General features: G+C 65.6%; 17 protein-coding genes. 5 read left to right on the forward strand and 12 right to left on the reverse strand.

Annotated elements, in window-relative coordinates:
- The first annotated feature begins 41 nt into the window (after positions 1-41).
- On the forward strand, positions 42-482 hold the full coding sequence (locus tag ACODS2_RS15700) for an MAPEG family protein (protein WP_488999675.1): 441 nt from the start codon (positions 42-44) through the stop codon (positions 480-482).
- Here ACODS2_RS15700 and ACODS2_RS15705 read toward each other — a convergent pair.
- The 7 genes from ACODS2_RS15705 to ACODS2_RS15735 all read right to left on the reverse strand — a co-directional run bounded on the left by ACODS2_RS15705 (position 472) and on the right by ACODS2_RS15735 (position 8,818).
- The gene (locus ACODS2_RS15705; protein WP_488999858.1) at positions 472-1,683 is read right to left on the reverse strand and encodes a class I SAM-dependent RNA methyltransferase; all 1,212 of its coding nucleotides are present in this window, start codon (positions 1,681-1,683) and stop codon (positions 472-474) included. The genes ACODS2_RS15700 and ACODS2_RS15705 overlap by 11 nt on opposite strands.
- Positions 1,680-3,077, reverse strand: coding sequence for an NAD(P)H-hydrate dehydratase (locus ACODS2_RS15710; protein WP_488999676.1), 1,398 nt, complete (start codon positions 3,075-3,077; stop codon positions 1,680-1,682). The genes ACODS2_RS15705 and ACODS2_RS15710 overlap by 4 nt, the downstream gene beginning before the upstream one ends.
- Positions 3,067-4,935, reverse strand: coding sequence for a dihydroxy-acid dehydratase (ilvD, locus tag ACODS2_RS15715; RefSeq protein ID WP_488999677.1), 1,869 nt, complete (start codon positions 4,933-4,935; stop codon positions 3,067-3,069). The genes ACODS2_RS15710 and ilvD overlap by 11 nt, the downstream gene beginning before the upstream one ends.
- A gap of 112 nt (positions 4,936-5,047) precedes the next feature.
- Positions 5,048-5,779 carry an N-formylglutamate amidohydrolase gene (locus ACODS2_RS15720; protein ID WP_488999678.1) on the reverse strand — a complete coding sequence of 244 codons (732 nt, stop codon included), beginning with the start codon at positions 5,777-5,779 and terminating at the stop codon, positions 5,048-5,050.
- A 90-nt stretch (positions 5,780-5,869) separates the two neighbouring features.
- A complete protein-coding gene (locus ACODS2_RS15725; protein ID WP_488999679.1) occupies positions 5,870-6,667 on the reverse strand; it encodes a 4-(cytidine 5'-diphospho)-2-C-methyl-D-erythritol kinase in 798 nt (265 codons plus the stop codon).
- Complete coding sequence (locus tag ACODS2_RS15730; protein ID WP_488999680.1) at positions 6,668-7,099, reverse strand: endonuclease domain-containing protein; 432 nt, start codon at positions 7,097-7,099, stop codon at positions 6,668-6,670.
- 72 nt (positions 7,100-7,171) lie between these two features.
- Positions 7,172-8,818: an electron transfer flavoprotein-ubiquinone oxidoreductase gene (locus ACODS2_RS15735; protein ID WP_488999681.1), complete on the reverse strand. Its 1,647-nt coding sequence runs from the start codon at positions 8,816-8,818 to the stop codon at positions 7,172-7,174.
- Positions 8,819-8,915: 97 nt separating this feature from the next.
- On the opposite strand from ACODS2_RS15735, the gene ACODS2_RS15740 reads away from it, so the two are divergent.
- The 3 genes from ACODS2_RS15740 to moaB all read left to right on the forward strand — a co-directional run bounded on the left by ACODS2_RS15740 (position 8,916) and on the right by moaB (position 12,059).
- The gene (locus ACODS2_RS15740) at positions 8,916-9,704 is read left to right on the forward strand and encodes a uracil-DNA glycosylase family protein (protein WP_488999682.1); all 789 of its coding nucleotides are present in this window, start codon (positions 8,916-8,918) and stop codon (positions 9,702-9,704) included.
- Between the two features lie 89 nt (positions 9,705-9,793).
- Positions 9,794-11,542 carry a lytic transglycosylase domain-containing protein gene (locus tag ACODS2_RS15745; protein WP_488999683.1) on the forward strand — a complete coding sequence of 583 codons (1,749 nt, stop codon included), beginning with the start codon at positions 9,794-9,796 and terminating at the stop codon, positions 11,540-11,542.
- On the forward strand, positions 11,532-12,059 hold the full coding sequence (gene moaB / locus ACODS2_RS15750) for a molybdenum cofactor biosynthesis protein B (RefSeq protein WP_488999684.1): 528 nt from the start codon (positions 11,532-11,534) through the stop codon (positions 12,057-12,059). Before ACODS2_RS15745 ends, moaB begins: the two co-directional genes overlap by 11 nt.
- A 43-nt stretch (positions 12,060-12,102) precedes the next feature.
- Here the strand turns inward: moaB and ACODS2_RS15755 are convergent, their stop codons facing one another.
- On the reverse strand, positions 12,103-12,798 hold the full coding sequence (locus ACODS2_RS15755) for a methyltransferase domain-containing protein (RefSeq protein ID WP_488999685.1): 696 nt from the start codon (positions 12,796-12,798) through the stop codon (positions 12,103-12,105).
- A gap of 145 nt (positions 12,799-12,943) precedes the next feature.
- Here ACODS2_RS15755 and ACODS2_RS15760 point away from each other — a divergent pair, with 145 nt between their 5' ends.
- Positions 12,944-14,026 carry a PA0069 family radical SAM protein gene (locus ACODS2_RS15760; RefSeq protein WP_488999686.1) on the forward strand — a complete coding sequence of 361 codons (1,083 nt, stop codon included), beginning with the start codon at positions 12,944-12,946 and terminating at the stop codon, positions 14,024-14,026.
- On the opposite strand, the gene ACODS2_RS15765 is transcribed toward ACODS2_RS15760, so the two are convergent.
- Genes ACODS2_RS15765 through ACODS2_RS15780 form a run of 4 tightly spaced genes read right to left on the reverse strand, consistent with a single transcriptional unit; the run spans position 14,023 to position 16,684 of the window.
- Entirely contained in the window at positions 14,023-14,325 is a 303-nt protein-coding gene (locus tag ACODS2_RS15765; protein ID WP_488999687.1) for a hypothetical protein, read from the reverse strand. The genes ACODS2_RS15760 and ACODS2_RS15765 overlap by 4 nt on opposite strands.
- Before the next feature lie 4 nt (positions 14,326-14,329).
- On the reverse strand, positions 14,330-14,653 hold the full coding sequence (locus ACODS2_RS15770) for a YbjQ family protein (protein WP_298169951.1): 324 nt from the start codon (positions 14,651-14,653) through the stop codon (positions 14,330-14,332).
- On the reverse strand, positions 14,653-15,078 hold the full coding sequence (locus ACODS2_RS15775; protein WP_488999688.1) for a DUF1330 domain-containing protein: 426 nt from the start codon (positions 15,076-15,078) through the stop codon (positions 14,653-14,655). The genes ACODS2_RS15770 and ACODS2_RS15775 overlap by 1 nt, the downstream gene beginning before the upstream one ends.
- A 1-nt stretch (position 15,079) precedes the next feature.
- Entirely contained in the window at positions 15,080-16,684 is a 1,605-nt protein-coding gene (locus tag ACODS2_RS15780) for a long-chain fatty acid--CoA ligase (RefSeq protein WP_488999689.1), read from the reverse strand.
- Positions 16,685-16,694: the final 10 nt, after the last annotated feature.

A 16,694-nucleotide genomic window follows, 5' to 3' on the forward strand; every position in this document is an offset into this window, starting at 1 on the left:
CCTATTCACCACAGTGTCAGCAATACTGTGGGGAGCAAAACATGACGGGAATGGAAATCCTGAAGCCGGTGGTCGCGCTTGCGATCTGGACGATGGTGATGTGGTTCTGGATGTATGCCACCCGCATCCCCGCGATCACGGCACTGCCGAAGACGGATGATCCCAACGCCGATGTGGGCTGGACGGGTGCCAAACTGGAAGGCCTGCTATCGCCAAGCATCCAGTGGAAAGCGCACAATTACAATCATCTGCATGAAGCACCTACAGTGTTCTATGCAGTGGCGCTGGTGCTGGCGCTGATTCAGCAGGGCGATGGGGTCAATCTGATGATCGCCTGGGCCTATGTGGGCCTGCGTGTGGTCCACTCGATCTTCCAGTCGACCGTGAACAAGGTGGCGTCGCGCTTTGCGCTGTTCGCGCTTTCGAGCTTGGCGCTGATGGCGCTGATCCTGCACGCCGCGATGGCGGTATTTACGGCCTGACGAACAGGCTCGCCAGCTCGACGTGGGTGGACCAGCGGAACTGGCCCACCGGCACGAGCCCGGCGAGCCGATACCCGCCCTCGATCAGAGTGACGGCATCCTTGGCCCAGCTGGCCGGGTTGCAGCTGATATAAACGATGCGCGGGACCACCGACGTGGCGAGTTGCACCACCTGATCGCGCGCACCGGCGCGGGGGGGATCGAGCAGGACGGCAGCGAACCGGTCCAGCTCGGCCTTCTGAAGCGGATTGCGGAACAGATCGCGGTGAAGCGCGTGGACCGGCCTTCCGTGCATTCGGGCGGCAGCCTGGCAGGCCATATGCGCATCGCGCGCAGCCTCGACCGCGAGGACTTTGGTGCCTGCCCCCTGCCCCGCCAGCGCGAAGGCGAAAGTGCCAAGGCCGGAGAACAGATCGGCGATGGTGGGCGCATTCGCTAGCCACACACAGGCGGCGGCAATGAGCGCCTCTTCGCCATCATGCGTGGCCTGCAGGAACGCACCGGGCGGCAGGCCGACAGGCACGCCTCCGAGCGTTACGGTAACGGGATCGGGCTCCCAAACCGTCTCGGGCCCATCACCCTGATCGAGCGTGAGGCGGGCGACGCCGTTGTCGCGCGCGAAATCGAGCAAGCCTTCGGTCTGCGCGAGCCCTTCCATCTTGAGGCCGGCCATATCGACGGTCGGTCCCTGATCGGCCAAAGTCAGCGCGATATCGACGGAAAGGCTACGCTCGCTGCGCGTCTCGAGCAGGCGGCGCAAGGGGCCGATCAGTGCGGCGAGCTCGGGCGCAAGGACCGGGCATTCCTTACAATCGACGATCTTGTGCGAACCCTGCTCGCGAAAACCCAGCACGACGCGCTTGCCGATGGCCTGCGCATGGAGCGTGGCGCGGCGGCGTGTGGCTGGCGGGGACAAGTGCGGCGGCGCGACTTCGCCCGGATCGAGGCCCTGCCCCCGTGCAGCGCCCTCAACCCGGCCACCGACATAAGCGGCGAGCGCGCTTTCCGAGAGGTGCTGGAGTTGGCAACCCCCGCAGGTCGGAAAGTGCCGGCATGAAGGCGCGGCATGGTCCGGACCGGGCGTCAGCGTGCCGTCCGCCTCGAGCACATCACCTGGCGCGGCAAGCGCAACGTAACGGCCGTCAACCGTCTGGCCTTCGCCCTTGGCGGCGACGCGAATGATAAGGCCGGGGTTGTTCATGGACACGCGGCGCTTAGGGCATAACCCGTGGCGGCCGCAAGGTCTCCGGCAGTAAAGGCAGGCCCGCACCGCCGCGCGGCTTCTCCATGGAGCCACAGGCCTTGCTGCGCGGCGAGGAAGGCGTCCCCGTGGACGGCCAAGCGGCTGGCTATAATCCCGGCAAGGACGTCGCCGCTGCCCGCGACCGAAAGCCAGGCGGAAGCGCGGGGGCTGACGATGACGTCACCGCCGGGGCTGGCGATCAGGCTGTCTGGGCCTTTGAGCAGGACAACGGCCTTCGCGGCCTTTGCCAAGGCCAGCGCGCGGGCGCGGCGGGTGCCGGTGGCGGCAAGGCCGAAAGCAGCTTCAAGCGCAGCCATTTCGCCTTCGTGCGGGGTGAGGACGCGTGGTGCCAAGCCTGGGATTTCCGGGCGCAGCAGCACCAGCGCGTCCGCGTCGATCACGATGGGACGATTTGCGGAAAGAGCAGCGGCAAGACGGGCCGCGGCCTCGGCGCTCCTCCCCAGCCCCGGACCGACGAGCAGCGCAGCAATGCGCGGATCGGCGAGCGCGGTAAGATCGCTGACGTCGCAGACCAGCGTAGGCGGGACGCCTTCGGGCCGCGCGGGTGCGAGCAGCTTGACGTAGCCCGCACCGGAGCGCTGCGCGGCCTCGGCGGAGAGCAGCGCCGCGCCGGGCATCATGCCGGCGACAACCGCGAGCAGGCCGCGCTTGTACTTGTGCGCATCCGGCGCAGGCGGCACGATGCGAGGCTTGGCGAGTACCCGCGCTGCGCCCGGCACCGCCGCCACGCCGATATCGACAAGCCGCAGCGCACCCATCAGCGGAGCGGCGGGCATGGCATAGTGCGCGTGCTTCCAGGCGCCGAGCGCAACCGTTACGTTATAGGTCGGAAGGCCGGGATTGAGCACAGCGCCGCTATCCGCTTCGATCCCGCTGGGGAGATCGGCGGCGATGCGCAGAGTGTGGGTATCCGCAAGACCGGTGAGCAGCGCAAACAAGTCGTCCGGCAGGGGACGCGAGAGGCCGCTGCCGAAAAGGCAATCGAGCAGCACCGCGCCTGCTGGGAACGCGCCGGGCGCATGGACTTCGCCCAAGAAGAGCGCGCGCGCCGAGCGGGCCTCCGGCGTCAGGGGTTCACGCGCGGCGATCACGGTGACGGGAACGCCCTGTTCCATCAGGTAGCGCGCCGCAACGTAACCATCGCCGCCGTTGTTGCCGGGACCGCAGAGCACCGTGACCAGACGCCCGCTCCCGAGTCGCCGCGCCCACTCCCCGAGCGCGCGGCCCGCCACTTCCATCAGCGTCTGCGCAGGTATGCCGCCGTCGATGAGGGCCGCTTCGGCGGCGCGCATCGCGGCGACATCGAGGACCTGGTCTAGGTCAGCCGGCATCCTGCGTGCCGCTCGTGCGGACAATGCCGGAGAGATCGCGCACACCGCCGCGCGCGGCGCTGGTCGTCATCAGGGCATAGGCCTGAAGCGCGAGGCTGACCTTGCGCGGGCGCGGCTTCACCGGCTGCCATCCGCGCGCTTCGGCGGCCTTGCGGCGCTCGGCGAGCGTGGCGTCATCGACCATGAGATTGATCGAGCGGGCGGGAATATCGATCTCGATGCGGTCGCCCGTTTCGACAAGGCCGATCGTGCCGCCCTCAGCCGCTTCGGGCGAGCAATGGCCAATGGAGAGGCCCGAGGTGCCGCCCGAGAAGCGTCCATCCGTAACGAGCGCGCAGGCCGCGCCGAGGCCCTTGGACTTGAGGTAGCTCGTGGGATAGAGCATTTCCTGCATGCCCGGGCCGCCGCGTGGGCCTTCGTAGCGGATGAGGACGACGTCCCCTGCTTCGACCTGCCCGGTGAGGATCGCGGTGACGGCAGCGTCCTGGCTTTCGTAAACCTTGGCGGGACCGCTGAACTTGAGGATATTCTCGTCGACGCCCGCCGTCTTCACGATGCAGCCATCCTTAGCGAGGTTGCCGAAGAGGACGGCAAGCCCGCCATCCTGGCTGAAGGCATGCTCGGCTGAACGGATCACGCCAGTCTCGCGGTCGAGATCGAGTTCCTTCCAGCGGCGCGATTGGCTAAAGGCGACCTGTGTCGGCACGCCGCCGGGTGCCGCCTTAAAGAATTCATGCACTTGCGGGTCATTGCTACGAGAAATGTCCCACTTCTCGATCGCCGCCGCCATGGTCGGGCTGTGGACGGTGGGCAAGTCGGTGTGGAGCAGCCCTGCCCGCTCCAATTGGCCTAGGATTGCCATGATCCCGCCTGCGCGATGAACGTCTTCCATGTGGACGTCGGACTTGGCCGGCGCGACCTTGGAGAGGCAGGGCACGCGGCGCGAAAGGCGGTCGATATCGGCCATGGTGAAGTCGACGCCGGCCTCGTGCGCAGCCGCTAGCAGATGGAGCACGGTGTTGGTCGACCCGCCCATCGCGATATCGAGGCTCATCGCGTTCTCGAACGCGCGGAAGCTGGCGATCTGGCGCGGGAGCACGCTCTCGTCGTTCTCTTCGTAGTAGCTGCGGCACAGCGCGACCGCGCGGCGACCCGCTTCGCGGAACAGCCGCTCGCGGTCGGCGTGCGTTGCCAGCACCGAGCCGTTGCCGGGGAGCGAGAGGCCGAGCGCCTCCGTCAGGCAGTTCATCGAGTTGGCCGTGAACATGCCCGAGCACGAACCGCAGGTCGGGCACGCCGAACGCTCGATCGCCGTGACTTCTTCGTCGGTATACTTGTCGTCCGCAGCCGCGACCATCGCGTCCACGAGATCGAGCGCGACTTCCTTACCGTTGAGGACAACCTTGCCCGCCTCCATCGGCCCGCCCGAAACAAACACCGCGGGCACATTGATGCGCATCGCGGCCATCAGCATGCCGGGGGTGATCTTGTCGCAGTTCGAGATGCAGACCATGGCATCGGCGCAGTGCGCGTTGACCATGTACTCCACGCTGTCGGCAATGAGATCGCGGCTGGGGAGCGAATAGAGCATCCCGTCGTGGCCCATGGCGATGCCATCATCGACCGCGATCGTGTTGAATTCCTTGGCGACGCCGCCTGCCGCCTCGATCTCGCGCGCGACGAGTTGGCCGAGGTCCTTGAGGTGGACGTGGCCGGGCACGAACTGGGTGAAGCTGTTGACGACAGCGATGATCGGCTTGCCGAAGTCGCTGTCCTTCATGCCCGTAGCGCGCCACAGGCCGCGCGCGCCCGCCATGTTGCGGCCGTGGGTGGTGGTTCTGGAACGATAGACCGGCATTGGCATTCTCTCTCGAAGATTGGGATTCGCCCGCAGGCGATCATGCAGCGCACCTACCGCAAGCGGGCTTTCGGGTCGAAAGTAATCTCCGCAACCATCCTGCGGATCACCCTTATGTGCCGAGCGCGATGGCAACCTGATTGGCGATGCGGGCGAGGCGTTCGGCCCACAAGGCGTGGTTGGCAGGGTCCGCAATCTGGTCCTGCCGCACCTCGATGCCGAAATAGGGCCGCCCTTCGGCCTCGGCGTGGCGGTTCATCGTCGCGTTGAGAAGGCGGCCCGAATAGGGTTCCTGATCGCCGACGACGAGGCCTTCGGCTTCTAGCAACGGAATCGCGAGGCGCGCGGCGCGGTCGTCTTCGTTGTAGAGCACGCCGACCTGCCAGGGCCGCTGCTGCGCGGGATCGCTGGCAAGCTGCGGCGTAAAACTGTGGAGCGAGAGGATCAGCGCGGGCGGTGCCGAGTCGAGCAGCGCCGCGAGCGCTTCATGGTAGGGCCGGTAGAAGCGCGCGAGGCGGGCTTCGTGGCCGGCATGATCAAGCGCATTGCCGGGAATGGCATGGCCGTCACTGGCAATGGGGCAGACGGTGGGGCCGTGCTCGTCGCGGTTGAAATCGCATACGAGACGGCTGACCCCGCCCAGGAACGCGGCGATTCCGGGGCGCTGGGCCATATGGGCAGCCACACCGGCAACGCCGATATCGACGGCAATGTGCTGATCCAGCAGCGCGAGATCGATGCCGAGATCGATATCGGCCGGAACCCGGTTCGAGGCGTGATCGGACACGACGAGAATGCCGCCGAAACGCGGGGTGCCGAGGATTTCGTAGGCTTCAGACTTCATGATTTCCCTTAGCCTTTCGTGTCGAACGAAGTCGAGACACCACCCACGGCGTATAGTGCCTCGACTTGGCTCGACACGAACGGGATGGGGTTAGCGAAGCCTGCCAGCAAGATGCCACCATGCCGCTGGCATTGTCTTGGCAGCAGCGTCGCGCGCCTCCGGCGTGTCGTAGAGCGCAAAGCAGGTAGCGCCCGAGCCGGACATGCGGGCAAGCCATGCGCCGCTCGCGGCAAGCGCATCAATGACGTCAGCGATTTCGGGAACGAGCGCGATGGCGCTGGGTTCCAGATCGTTGCGGCCTTCGTGCGCGATTGTGCGCAGATCGCCTGATGGCATGGGGCCGCGGTCGATCCCGTCCCAGCCCTGGAACACCGGCCTTGTGGCGAGCGGGATGCGCGGATTGACGAGAAGGACCGGGGTTCCGGCGAGATCGTTGGGAACGGGTTCAAGCTCGGTGCCGGTGCCGCGCCCGATGCAGGCCGTGCTGAGCACGCATGCAGGCACATCTGCCCCAAGCTTCGCAGCGCGGGCGTGCCAATCATCCGGCAGCCCGTGCTCCCGCTCGACCATGCGGAAAACCGCGCCGGCATCGGCCGAACCGCCGCCGAGACCTGCCGCGACGGGTAGCCGCTTCTCGAGCGTCACGGCCCAACCCTTGACGTGGGGCAAGGAATTCAAGGCTTTGGCGACGATATTGCCGAAAGGATCGGAGAGTCCGGTGGCAAACTCGCCCACCACATGAAGGCTGTCTGCGCCCGCAGGTTCCGCTGCCAGTTCATCGCCCGCATCGACGAACGCGAACAGCGTCTCGAGCTCGTGATAGCCATCCTCGCGCCGCCGCCTGATGTGGAGCGCAAGGTTGATCTTGGCGTAGGCGGTTTCGCGCACTTATTCCTCCCCCATCGGGGGAGGGGGACCATCCGCAGGATGGTGGAGGGGCACGGCGCGGTTGGGCGCGAGCTTTGCCGCACGTTCGGCACAAACTTCGTTTATTCGGCGAATGGCTAGGTTCAGGTCTTCGAGAATCACTTTAGCTGGGACCCTTAGCGTCGCCACGCCCTGCGACCGGAGAAAATGGGAGCGTGCCGCATCACGCTTGGCGGCATCGACTGAGTCATGGGCGAAGCCATCAACCTCGATGGCCAGCTTTGCCGCCGCACAGTAAAAATCGAGCACGTACACACTCGCCGGGTGTTGTCGGCGAAACTTGAAATCGCCGGGCCGTTCCCTGAGCGCCCGCCAAAGTATGCCTTCGGGAAGGCTCATCTCGCTGCGCAGCTTGCGGGCCCGTTTAACCGTGTCACAAGGTCCGGTGATCACGCTGGGTGCCCCTCCACCACCTTCGGTGGTCCCCCTCCCCGTTCCGGGGAGGAATGAGACCGCGCCGCTCCATCACATGTTCGGATAGTTCGGGCCGCCGCCGCCTTCGGGCGTCACCCATTCGATGTTCTGCGTCGTGTCCTTGATGTCGCAGGTCTTGCAGTGGACGCAGTTCTGCGCGTTGATCTGGAGGCGCGGGTTGCCGTCCTCGCCGGTGAGGAATTCATAGACACCAGCGGGGCAGAAGCGTGCTTCAGGCCCGGCGTAAAGCGGCAGATTGATCGCGGTCGGAACGCTCGGGTCCTTGAGCACGAGGTGGCACGGTTGGTCCTCCTCGTGGTTTGTGTAGGAGAACGAGACCGAGGTCAGGCGGTCGAAGCTGATCACGCCGTCGGGCTTGGGATATTCGATCGGCTTGAACAGGTCGGCGCGCATCGTGTGCTCGCTGTCCTTGTGGTGCTTCATCGCGCCGATCGGATTCACCTTGAGCACGCGCGCCCACATGTCCGCACCGGCCAGCACGGTGCCGAGCGAGCCGCCGAATTTGGCAACCAGCGGCTGCGCGTTCTGGACGAGCTTCAATTCCTTGGCGATCCAGCTTTCCCGCACGGCGCTGTCATATTCGCCAAGCTCATCCTGTTCGCGGCCATTGGCCATGGCAGCAGCAATCGCTTCGGCGGCGAGCATGCCGCTCTTCATCGCGGTGTGGCTGCCCTTGATGCGCGGCACGTTGACGAAGCCTGCCGAGCACCCGATGAGCGCACCGCCCGGGAAAGCAAGGCGCGGCACCGACTGCCAGCCACCTTCGTTGATCGCCCGCGCGCCGTAGGAAACGCGGCGGCCACCTTCGAGGATTGCGCGGATCGCCGGATGCTGCTTCCAGCGCTGGAATTCCTCGTAAGGGTAGACGTAAGGGTTCGCGTAATCGAGCGCGGTAACAAAGCCCAAGGCGACTTGGTTGTTCGCCTGATGATAGAGGAAGCCGCCGCCCCACGCATTGCTTTCCGAAAGCGGCCAGCCCTGCGTGTGGATCACGCGGCCGGGCACATGCTTTTCAGGATCGATGTCCCACAGTTCCTTGATGCCGATGCCGTAGACTTGCGGCTGGCAATCGCGCTCAAGGTCGTACTTGCCCTTGAGCTGCTTTGTGAGGTGTCCGCGCGCACCCTCTGCAAACAGGGTATATTTCGCAAGCAGTTCCATGCCCGGCTGATAGTCCGGCTTCTTGCTGCCATCCTTGGCGATGCCCATGTCGCCAGTGGCGACGCCGCGCACCGCGCCCTTGTCGTCGTAGAGAATTTCGGCGGCGGGGAAGCCCGGGAAGATCTCGACACCGAGCTCGGTCGCCTGATCGGCCAGCCAGCGGCAGAGGCTGCCAAGGCTGCCAGTGTAGTTGCCGTGGTTCGACATGAAGGGAGGCATCGGCCAGTGCGGCAGCGCCGTCTTGCCGGAGCGGGTCAGCACCCAGTGCCAGTTGTCGGTGACAGGGGTTTCCGCCATCGGGCAGCCCGCCTCTCGCCATTCGGGCAGCAGTTCATCCAGCGCCTTGGGATCGACCACCGCGCCCGAGAGGATGTGGGCGCCGATTTCCGAGCCTTTTTCGAGGATACAGACCGATATCTCGGAATTGACCTGCTTGAGGCGGATCGCCGCTGCGAGGCCGGCAGGCCCGCCGCCGACAATCACGACGTCATACGGCATCGATTCCCGTTCGCTCATTCTCTCTCGCTCCGACCCCATATTGGGCACGCTGTGCCCCGAAAGCTCTAGCGCCTGCCTTGAAAGCTGCGGCCAGCAAGGTCAAGACCGCTTGGTGATGGGACTGCTAGACACAAGTGACAGGTCGTTGGGGAAGGCGCTCGAAGCCGCGCTCGGCTGGTGGGCCGAGGCCGGGGTCGACATGGCCTTTGTCGATGCGCCGCAGGATTGGCTGGCGGCTGAGGCTCCAGCGCCTGCGGCCAAAGCGGCGCCAGCCCTTCCGCCGACCGAGAAGCGGCCGCCGCGCGTCTCCGCGCAGGTAGCAGAACCTGGGCCAATTGCTGAAGATCGCAGCGGATGGCCCGAAAAAATAGAGGATTTTGCCACCTGGTGGCTCTCCGAACCATCGCTTGCGCCGCGCGGTGCAAAGCGGCTCGCACCGGTTGGGCGACATGGGGCTAAACTCATGGTTCTGGTGCCGATGCCGGCCGAGGACGATGGCGAGGCGCTGCTTTCGGGCCGGTGCGGCAAACTGCTAGATGCGATGCTATCCGCCATGGGTATCGATCCGGGCGAAGTCTACCGCGCCTCGGCCCTGCCCAGCCGAATCGCCTTGCCCGATTGGGCAGGACTGGGCAGCGCTGGCCTTGGTGAAGTGCTCAAACGACATGTCGCACTCGTCGCACCGCAGCGTATGCTGGTATTCGGCCGCGGCGACATCTCGGCGCTATTGGGGCACGGCTCAGCGCATAATGCTCACCATTTACGCGCACTTAACCATGAGACTGGCACAGTTATGGCGGGTTTCGAATACGATCTCGAGACTTTGCTGGCCAAGCCGAGCTGGAAGGCGGGGGTCTGGCAGCGCTGGTTGGACGGGGCAGCAACGGACGCTGCTGCGGCATGACGACAAGGGCTGGCAGACTGAAACGGGAAGAGATCCGGAGTGGGATATTCGTGCGGGGCCAATCATTAATGAAAGTGAGCCGCACCGCCATGCTTGCTGTGGCCGCCGTGCTTGCGATCGGTACGGCCGCCCCGGCTGCCGCCAATAGCGCTGCCGCCGAGTATTTCCGTTCGCGCGCTGACCGCACGTCGGTCCCTGCCCTGCTCAGCCAGGAAGACCGCGCCTACTACAAGCAGATGTTCGGCGCGATCGAGCGCGAGGATTGGACCACGGTGCAGACGCTGCTCACGCAGCGCGCCGATGGCCCGCTCCACGCCGTGGCGCGGGCACAATACTACCTCGCGGCGAGTTCGCCGCGTGCCGAACTGGCGCCGCTGACGCAGGTTCTGTCCACCGCACCCGAATTGCCCTGGGCAGAGCAGCTGGGCCGCCTTGCCCTCAAGCGCGGCGCGACCGAGCTACCCGCCTTCCCCAGCGCACAGCCGATGGTCTCGCTCCCCGGCCTTCCTAAGCGCATCAAGCCGCGCCCCGTGGCGGATGGCACGATGCCCGACAGCGTGGCGCTGGCGATCCAGGACCGCATCAAGAACGACGATCCACTCGGCGCGCGCGTGCTGCTCGATGGTATCGAGTCCAGCCTCTCGGTCGAGGCACGGGCCGAATGGCATCAGCGCGTGGGCTGGGCCTTCTACATTGAGAACGACGACGCTAATGCGCGCAATGTCTCGCTCGGCGCGCTGCAAGGGGCAAACGGGCCGTGGGTAGCCGAAGCGCTGTGGACGGCCGGGCTTGCCGCCTGGCGGCAGGGCGATTGCCAGAACGCAGCGGCAAGCTTCGAACAGGCGGCCAGCGCCGCGCAGAACGATGAACTGAACGCCGCCGCCAACTATTGGGCCGGGCGCGCTTGGATGCGGTGCCGGGCGCCCGAAAAGGTTGCCACCGCGCTGCGCAGCGCGGCGCGGCTGCGCGATACGCTTTATGGCATGATCGCCAGCGAAGCGCTCGGCCTCAAGGAAACCACCCTCGCCTCGGCGCCGGACTTCACCTCGGAAGACTGGCAGCAACTCCGTCAGGTCAGCAACGTGCGCCTTGCGGTGGAACTGGCCGAGATCGGCGAAGATGGCCTTGCCGACGAATTGCTGCGTTATCAGGCCCGGATCGGCGATCCCTCGCTATACGCGCCGCTTTCGCGCCTTGCGCGCGATCTCGGCCTGCCTGCAACGCAGCTGTGGATGGCTTACAACGCGCCGTCCGGTGCCAAGGCTGATGCCGCCGCGCGCTTCCCTGCGCCGCGCTGGGTGCCGGCGACGGGCTGGAAGGTCGATCCGGCGCTGCTGTTTGCCCATTCGCTGCAGGAATCGAACTTCCGCACGGCAGTCGTCAGCCCTGCCGGCGCGCGCGGGCTGATGCAGGTCCTCCCCGGCACGGCCCGCGGCCTTACCCGCAATGAACCGGCCATGGTCGGCCGCGAGAAGCAGCTCGACCTGCCAGACGTCAACATGGCGTTCGGCCAGGGGTATCTGGTGCAGCTAAAGGATTCGGGCGCGACCGGCGGCCTGCTGCCCAAGGTGATCGCGGCCTACAACGCCGGACCGATGCCGATCGCGCGCTGGAACAGCGAGATCCGCGACAATGGCGATCCATTGCTGTGGATGGAATCGATCCCCTATTGGGAAACGCGCGGTTACGTATCGATCGTGATTCGCAATTACTGGATGTACGAGCGCCAGGCCGGTGGCCCTTCGGAAAGCCGCATCGGACTTGCACAGGGCATGTGGCCGAAGTTTCCGGGCCTGACCGGCGCGGAAAGCGTGAGGATGGCTTCGCGTGGCAATTGACCCTTCGCGCACCTTCAAACCGATCAACATCGCGGTCCTGACCGTTTCGGACACGCGAGGGCCGGAGGACGATACCTCCGGCGATATCCTCGCCGAACGGGTAAGGGGCGCAGGCCACCATCTCGTCGCGCGGGCGATCGAGAAGGACGATGCCGGCCGCATCGCGAGCCGGCTCAACAACTGGATCGATGATCGCAGCGTGGATGCGGTGGTGATCACCGGCGGCACCGGCCTGACCGGCCGCGATGTTACGCCGGAAGCTCTCGACCGCGTGAAGACCCGCGATATTCCGGGCTTTGGCGAGCTGTTTCGCTGGCTCAGCTTCAAGACTATCGGCACCAGTACCATCCAGTCGCGCGCCTGCGCGGTGGTGGCGCGGGGCACATATATCTTCGCGCTCCCCGGTTCCAACGGGGCGGTGAAGGACGGCTGGGACGGTATCCTTGCCGAGCAGCTCGACAGCCGCAACCGGCCCTGCAACTTCGTCGAGCTCATGCCCCGCCTGCTCGAGAAGTAGGTTCACTCCATAAAGGAATGTTGCGAGCCCTCGCAGCAAAACGTCACGTCCGGCGCAGCACCATGACCGTGTTGGCATGCATCGGCAGCGGTCCGTAGACCATGCGGATTGCGCGGTCGCATCCGCTGCGCACAACATCTTGCGCCTTGCGTGCGATGCGGCCGGGGAGGCCACCGGCATACGGCCGGAATGGCCGCCCGGCATAGACCACCTCGAGCGCGAGGCCCTGCGCCATCTGTTCGACAATCGGGGCCGACAGCACTGAAACGTGCGTCTGGTCGCCATGCTGGATTGGCAGCGAAAGCGGGCTCTGCCCGTTCGGGAACCGGGCGAACAGCAATCCGCCCGGCTCCAGCAGGCGCGCGGCGGCGGCGAGCAGTTCGCTGCTCTGAGCGCGCGTCAGGTGTTCCATCACATCGATTGCGGCGATCACCCGAAGGCGGCCCGGGAGGACGTCCTTCCACGCGGTGAAGTCCAGCGGAAGGAGCCCCACGCCGGCAGCCACGGCCTTTTCCCGCGCGGCGGCCTGGACTTCCGATCCGAAGACCCGCGCACCCTGAGCCGCTGCCCAGCCGAGGAAATTGCCATTGCCAAAGCCGACTTCGGCCACCAGCGCGCCCGCCGCCACCGAACCGCCTAGATAGTGCGCGAAGAACTGTGCATCGGTCGGCGATGGCTGCATGAACGGTGCGTCATCCCAGCCCTTGAGCGCCTGATAGTGAAGATAACCGTCTTCCATTGCATGCTCCGTCCACGTGCGCGCAGAATGATGCCGGCTGGACCCGTTGCCACAACCTCAGTCGGCCCCGAAATGGAGCTAGAGCGGCAGCGCGGGCGCTTGAAAACTGCTGGAAATCGCCAATTGTTCTATATATGTTCCGTTCATGGGCAGATCCGATTTCATTGTTCGCGGGCGCGGGGCGCAATCGGCACGGGTTCCCACGCGCTTCGGATTGAACACGCGGGAGGCTGACGGCGACTGGCTCGATGCCGCGGCCAGCGTCGATGGACCGGGCCCCAAGCTACGCACGACGGTGACCGAGGAGTTTCCCAAGACGGCAATCGCCTGGAACACTTCGCCCGACATCCCATTCGATCGCTCGCTCAATCCCTATCGCGGGTGTGAACATGGCTGCGTCTATTGCTATGCGCGGCCGACACATGCCTGGCACGATCTCTCGCCGGGCCTCGATTTCGAGACGAAGCTGTTTGCCAAGCCTTCCGCGCCCGATCTGCTGCGCAAGGCCTTCGCGGCGCGCGGATACCGCCCTGCCCCGCTGGCGCTCGGCACGAATACCGATCCCTACCAGCCAATCGAAGCGCGCTACCGCATCACCCGGCGCGTGCTGGAGCTGTGCCTAGAAACCGGGCATCCGGTGACCGTCACCACCAAATCAGCGCGGGTCCTCGATGATCTCGATCTGCTGACTGCGCTGGCGCAGCGCGGCCTCACCGCAGTTTCGATTTCGGTCACCAGCCTCGACCCAAAGCTCTCAGGCATTCTGGAACCGCGCGCTTCGGCCCCGGCAAAGCGCCTCGCCGCGCTCGAAGCGCTGGCGAAGGCTGGCGTGCATGCCAATGTCTCCGTCTCCCCGATCATTCCGGCGATAACGGACAGCTTTATCGAGGAGATCCTTGCCGAAGCGGGTGCGCGCGGGGTCCAGTCGGCGAGTTGGATCATGCTGCGCTTGCCGCACGAAGTAGCGCCGCTGTTTCGCGAGTGGCTCGACCTGCATTTTCCGGACCGTGCCGCCAAGGTCATGGGAATTGTGCAATCGGTGCGCGAGGGCAAGGACAACGATGCGCGCTTCTTCAGCCGGATGAAGCCGACGGGCGTCTGGGCCGATCTGGTGCGGGGCCGCTTCCGGCTGGGGATGAAGCGCGCCGGTATCCCGCAGGCCAAGCCAGTGCTCGATTGCAGCCAGTTCCGCGCCCCCAGCCGCGACGGACAGCTGGACCTGTTCTAATCCGGTCGCTCGCCCGTGGGGAGATAGCGCCGCTCACCGGAGATAGGATCGTACCAGACTTCGAGAATCTGGCCGGACTGGTGATCAATCTCGCGCTCGGCCGTCAGCTGCCAGGTGCCGCGCGAGCGGCGTCTACGCTCGAGGTAACCCGCGTCGAACACGGTGCCGACCGCGATCAGCGCTGCAAGCACGAACAGCGGGAAACCGCCGCCATCCTTGCCGGCCGCCTGCATCAACACGCCGCCGATCGCGGCAAGCCCGGCAAGAACCAGCGCGACGATGCGGCCACTCGGCGTCACGCCATCACCCTTGGGGCTTCAGCTTGACCGCCGTGCCATAGGCGACGACTTCGTTCATCGTCTGACCGATGGAGCCTGAATCGAAGCGCATCATCACGACAGCGTCCGCGCCCATCAGCGCCGCGTTCATCACAAGGCGGTCGATGGCATGGCGGCGCGTGTCTTCCACCAGCGCCGAGTATTCCTTGATCTCGCCGCCGATGATCGAGCGAAGCCCGGCGACGATGTTGCCGCCAAGGCCCCGGCTGCGCACCACCACGCCGAAGACCTGCCCGAGGCATTCGGTCACCTCACGGCCAGCGACGTTTTCAGTGGTGGCGATGATCATCAGGCGAGGCTTTCCCTTGGAGCAAAACGCACAAGCCGCGATGTGGCGACGGCTGCCTGTCGGTGGACGACGACCGGAGCATAGTCCGGATCCTTGACCATGCCCATGAAGGATGCAGCATCGGGATAGGCCATGACGAAGGTCTCGTCCCACTCCCATTCGGCAGGCCCGGTCACCATCGCCTCGAACCCGCCGGCCCAGACGATATGTCCGCCGGAACGGGCCAGCACTGGCTGGATCGTCCGCATGTACTCGCGGTAGGCCTCCGCACCCGTCAGCCCCTTGTCGGCCAACGGATGGCCTTCGGGATAGGCGGCAAGCTCGCGGAAGCGGACGAGGTTGAGCATATGGATCGGCGTGTCGCGAGGCAGGGCCTTGAACTTCGCGAAGTTCTCGCGGCTGGGATCGATATAGACTTCGGTCATATCAGGCGCTCCACTGCCAGTCGCGGAACTGGTCCCGCAGGTCTTTCTTGCTGATCTTGCCGGTGCCGGTGTGGGGGATTTCATCCACGAAGGCGACCGCATCGGGCAGCCACCACTTGGCGACCTGGGTGCCAAGATACTCGCGCAGACCATCCGGGCAGACATCCACGCCGGGCTTCTTTACCACCACCAGCAATGGCCGCTCGTCCCAGCGCGGGTGGTAGACACCGATGGCGGCGGCCTCAGCCACGCCGGGGAAGCCGATGGCCGCGTTTTCGAGCTCGACCGAGCTGATCCATTCGCCGCCCGATTTGATCACGTCCTTGGTGCGGTCGGTCAGTTGCAGCGTGCCGTCGGGGTGGATCACCGCGACATCGCCGGTGTCGAACCAGTTCTCGGCGTCAGTCGCAGGGCCCTCCGCCTTGAAGTAGCGACCGACCACCCAGGGCCCCCGCACCTGCAGCGCGCCGGAGGCCTTGCCATCGCGGGGCAGGACCTTGCTGTAATCATCGAGATCGACACAGCGCAGCTCGACGCCGAAGGGCACACGGCCCTGCATCGCCTTGACCGTGACCTGCTCGTCGAACGAGAGCTCGTCCCAGTTCGAGGTTTCGGTTCCGGTCGTGCCGATGGGCGAGGTTTCGGTCATACCCCAGGCATGGGCAACGCGCAGGCCCTTCTTCATGAAGCGCTCGATCATCGCGCGCGGCATCGCTGAGCCGCCGCAAACGACGGTGTGAAGCGAGGCCGGGATGTCCTTGCTGTTGGCGTCGATGTACTGGAGCAGACTGAGCCAGACCGTGGGCACACCCGCCGAGGTGGTAACCTTCTCGCGCTCCATCAGTTCGCAGAGCACCGATGCCTCGTTGACCGCGCTGTAGACGAACTTGGCGCCCGCCGCCGCCCCGGCCCAGGGCAGGCCCCAGCTCGCGGCATGGAACATCGGCACGATCGGCAGCGCGACAGTGCGGCAATCCATGCCGAAGACCTGCGGGGTCATCGCGGTCATGGCGTGGAGCACGGTCGAGCGGTGCTCATAGAGCACGCCCTTCGGATTGCCGGTGGTGCCGCTGGTGTAGCAGAGCATGCAAGGATCGCGCTCGTCGCCATCGGCCCATTCGCCCTCGCCGTCTTCGCTGGCGATCCAGTCCTCGAAGTGCTCGGCCGGGCCGCTGCTGTCGAAGCAGATGTAGTGCTCGATCGTCTTCCAGCGCGGCTTCATCCGTTCGATAATCGGCGCGAAGGCAGCATCAAACAGCAGGACGCGGTCTTCGGCGTGGTTGGCGATGTAATCGAGCTGATCATCGAACAGGCGGGGATTGATCGTGTGCAGAACCCCTCCGACGCCGACTGCGCCGTACCACGTCACGAGGTGGCGGTGGTGGTTCATGGCGAGGGTCGCCACGCGGTCGCCCGGCTTGATCCCCAGCTTTGCGAGCTTTTGCGCCATCCGCATCGCATCGTGGCGAATGCCGGCCCAGGTAGTGCGGGTCTCGCTGCCATCGGCCCAGCGCGAGACAATCTCGCGGCCACCATGTTCACGCGCGGCATGGTCGATGAAACGCGTCACGCGCAGCGACCAATCCTGCATGGCGCCCAGCTGCATGCCTTACTCC

This window comes from Novosphingobium sp. FG137 (genome assembly GCF_057809735.1).

Bases quoted from the DNA above. Each gene is read 5' to 3' on its own strand.
- ACODS2_RS15740 (WP_488999682.1), top strand. From the start codon at position 8,916: ATGGGACTGCTAGACACAAGTGACAGGTCGTTGGGGAAGGCGCTCGAA.
- ACODS2_RS15705 (WP_488999858.1), bottom strand. From the start codon at position 1,683: ATGAACAACCCCGGCCTTATCATTCGCGTCGCCGCCAAGGGCGAAGGC.
- ACODS2_RS15720 (WP_488999678.1), bottom strand. From the start codon at position 5,779: ATGAAGTCTGAAGCCTACGAAATCCTCGGCACCCCGCGTTTCGGCGGC.
- ACODS2_RS15770 (WP_298169951.1), bottom strand. From the start codon at position 14,653: ATGATCATCGCCACCACTGAAAACGTCGCTGGCCGTGAGGTGACCGAA.
- ACODS2_RS15710 (WP_488999676.1), bottom strand. From the start codon at position 3,077: ATGCCGGCTGACCTAGACCAGGTCCTCGATGTCGCCGCGATGCGCGCC.
- ACODS2_RS15735 (WP_488999681.1), bottom strand. From the start codon at position 8,818: ATGAGCGAACGGGAATCGATGCCGTATGACGTCGTGATTGTCGGCGGC.
- ilvD (WP_488999677.1), bottom strand. From the start codon at position 4,935: ATGCCGGTCTATCGTTCCAGAACCACCACCCACGGCCGCAACATGGCG.
- ACODS2_RS15755 (WP_488999685.1), bottom strand. From the start codon at position 12,798: ATGGAAGACGGTTATCTTCACTATCAGGCGCTCAAGGGCTGGGATGAC.
- ACODS2_RS15775 (WP_488999688.1), bottom strand. From the start codon at position 15,078: ATGACCGAAGTCTATATCGATCCCAGCCGCGAGAACTTCGCGAAGTTC.
- ACODS2_RS15780 (WP_488999689.1), bottom strand. From the start codon at position 16,684: ATGCAGCTGGGCGCCATGCAGGATTGGTCGCTGCGCGTGACGCGTTTC.
- ACODS2_RS15700 (WP_488999675.1), top strand. From the start codon at position 42: ATGACGGGAATGGAAATCCTGAAGCCGGTGGTCGCGCTTGCGATCTGG.
- ACODS2_RS15745 (WP_488999683.1), top strand. From the start codon at position 9,794: ATGCTTGCTGTGGCCGCCGTGCTTGCGATCGGTACGGCCGCCCCGGCT.
- ACODS2_RS15760 (WP_488999686.1), top strand. From the start codon at position 12,944: ATGGGCAGATCCGATTTCATTGTTCGCGGGCGCGGGGCGCAATCGGCA.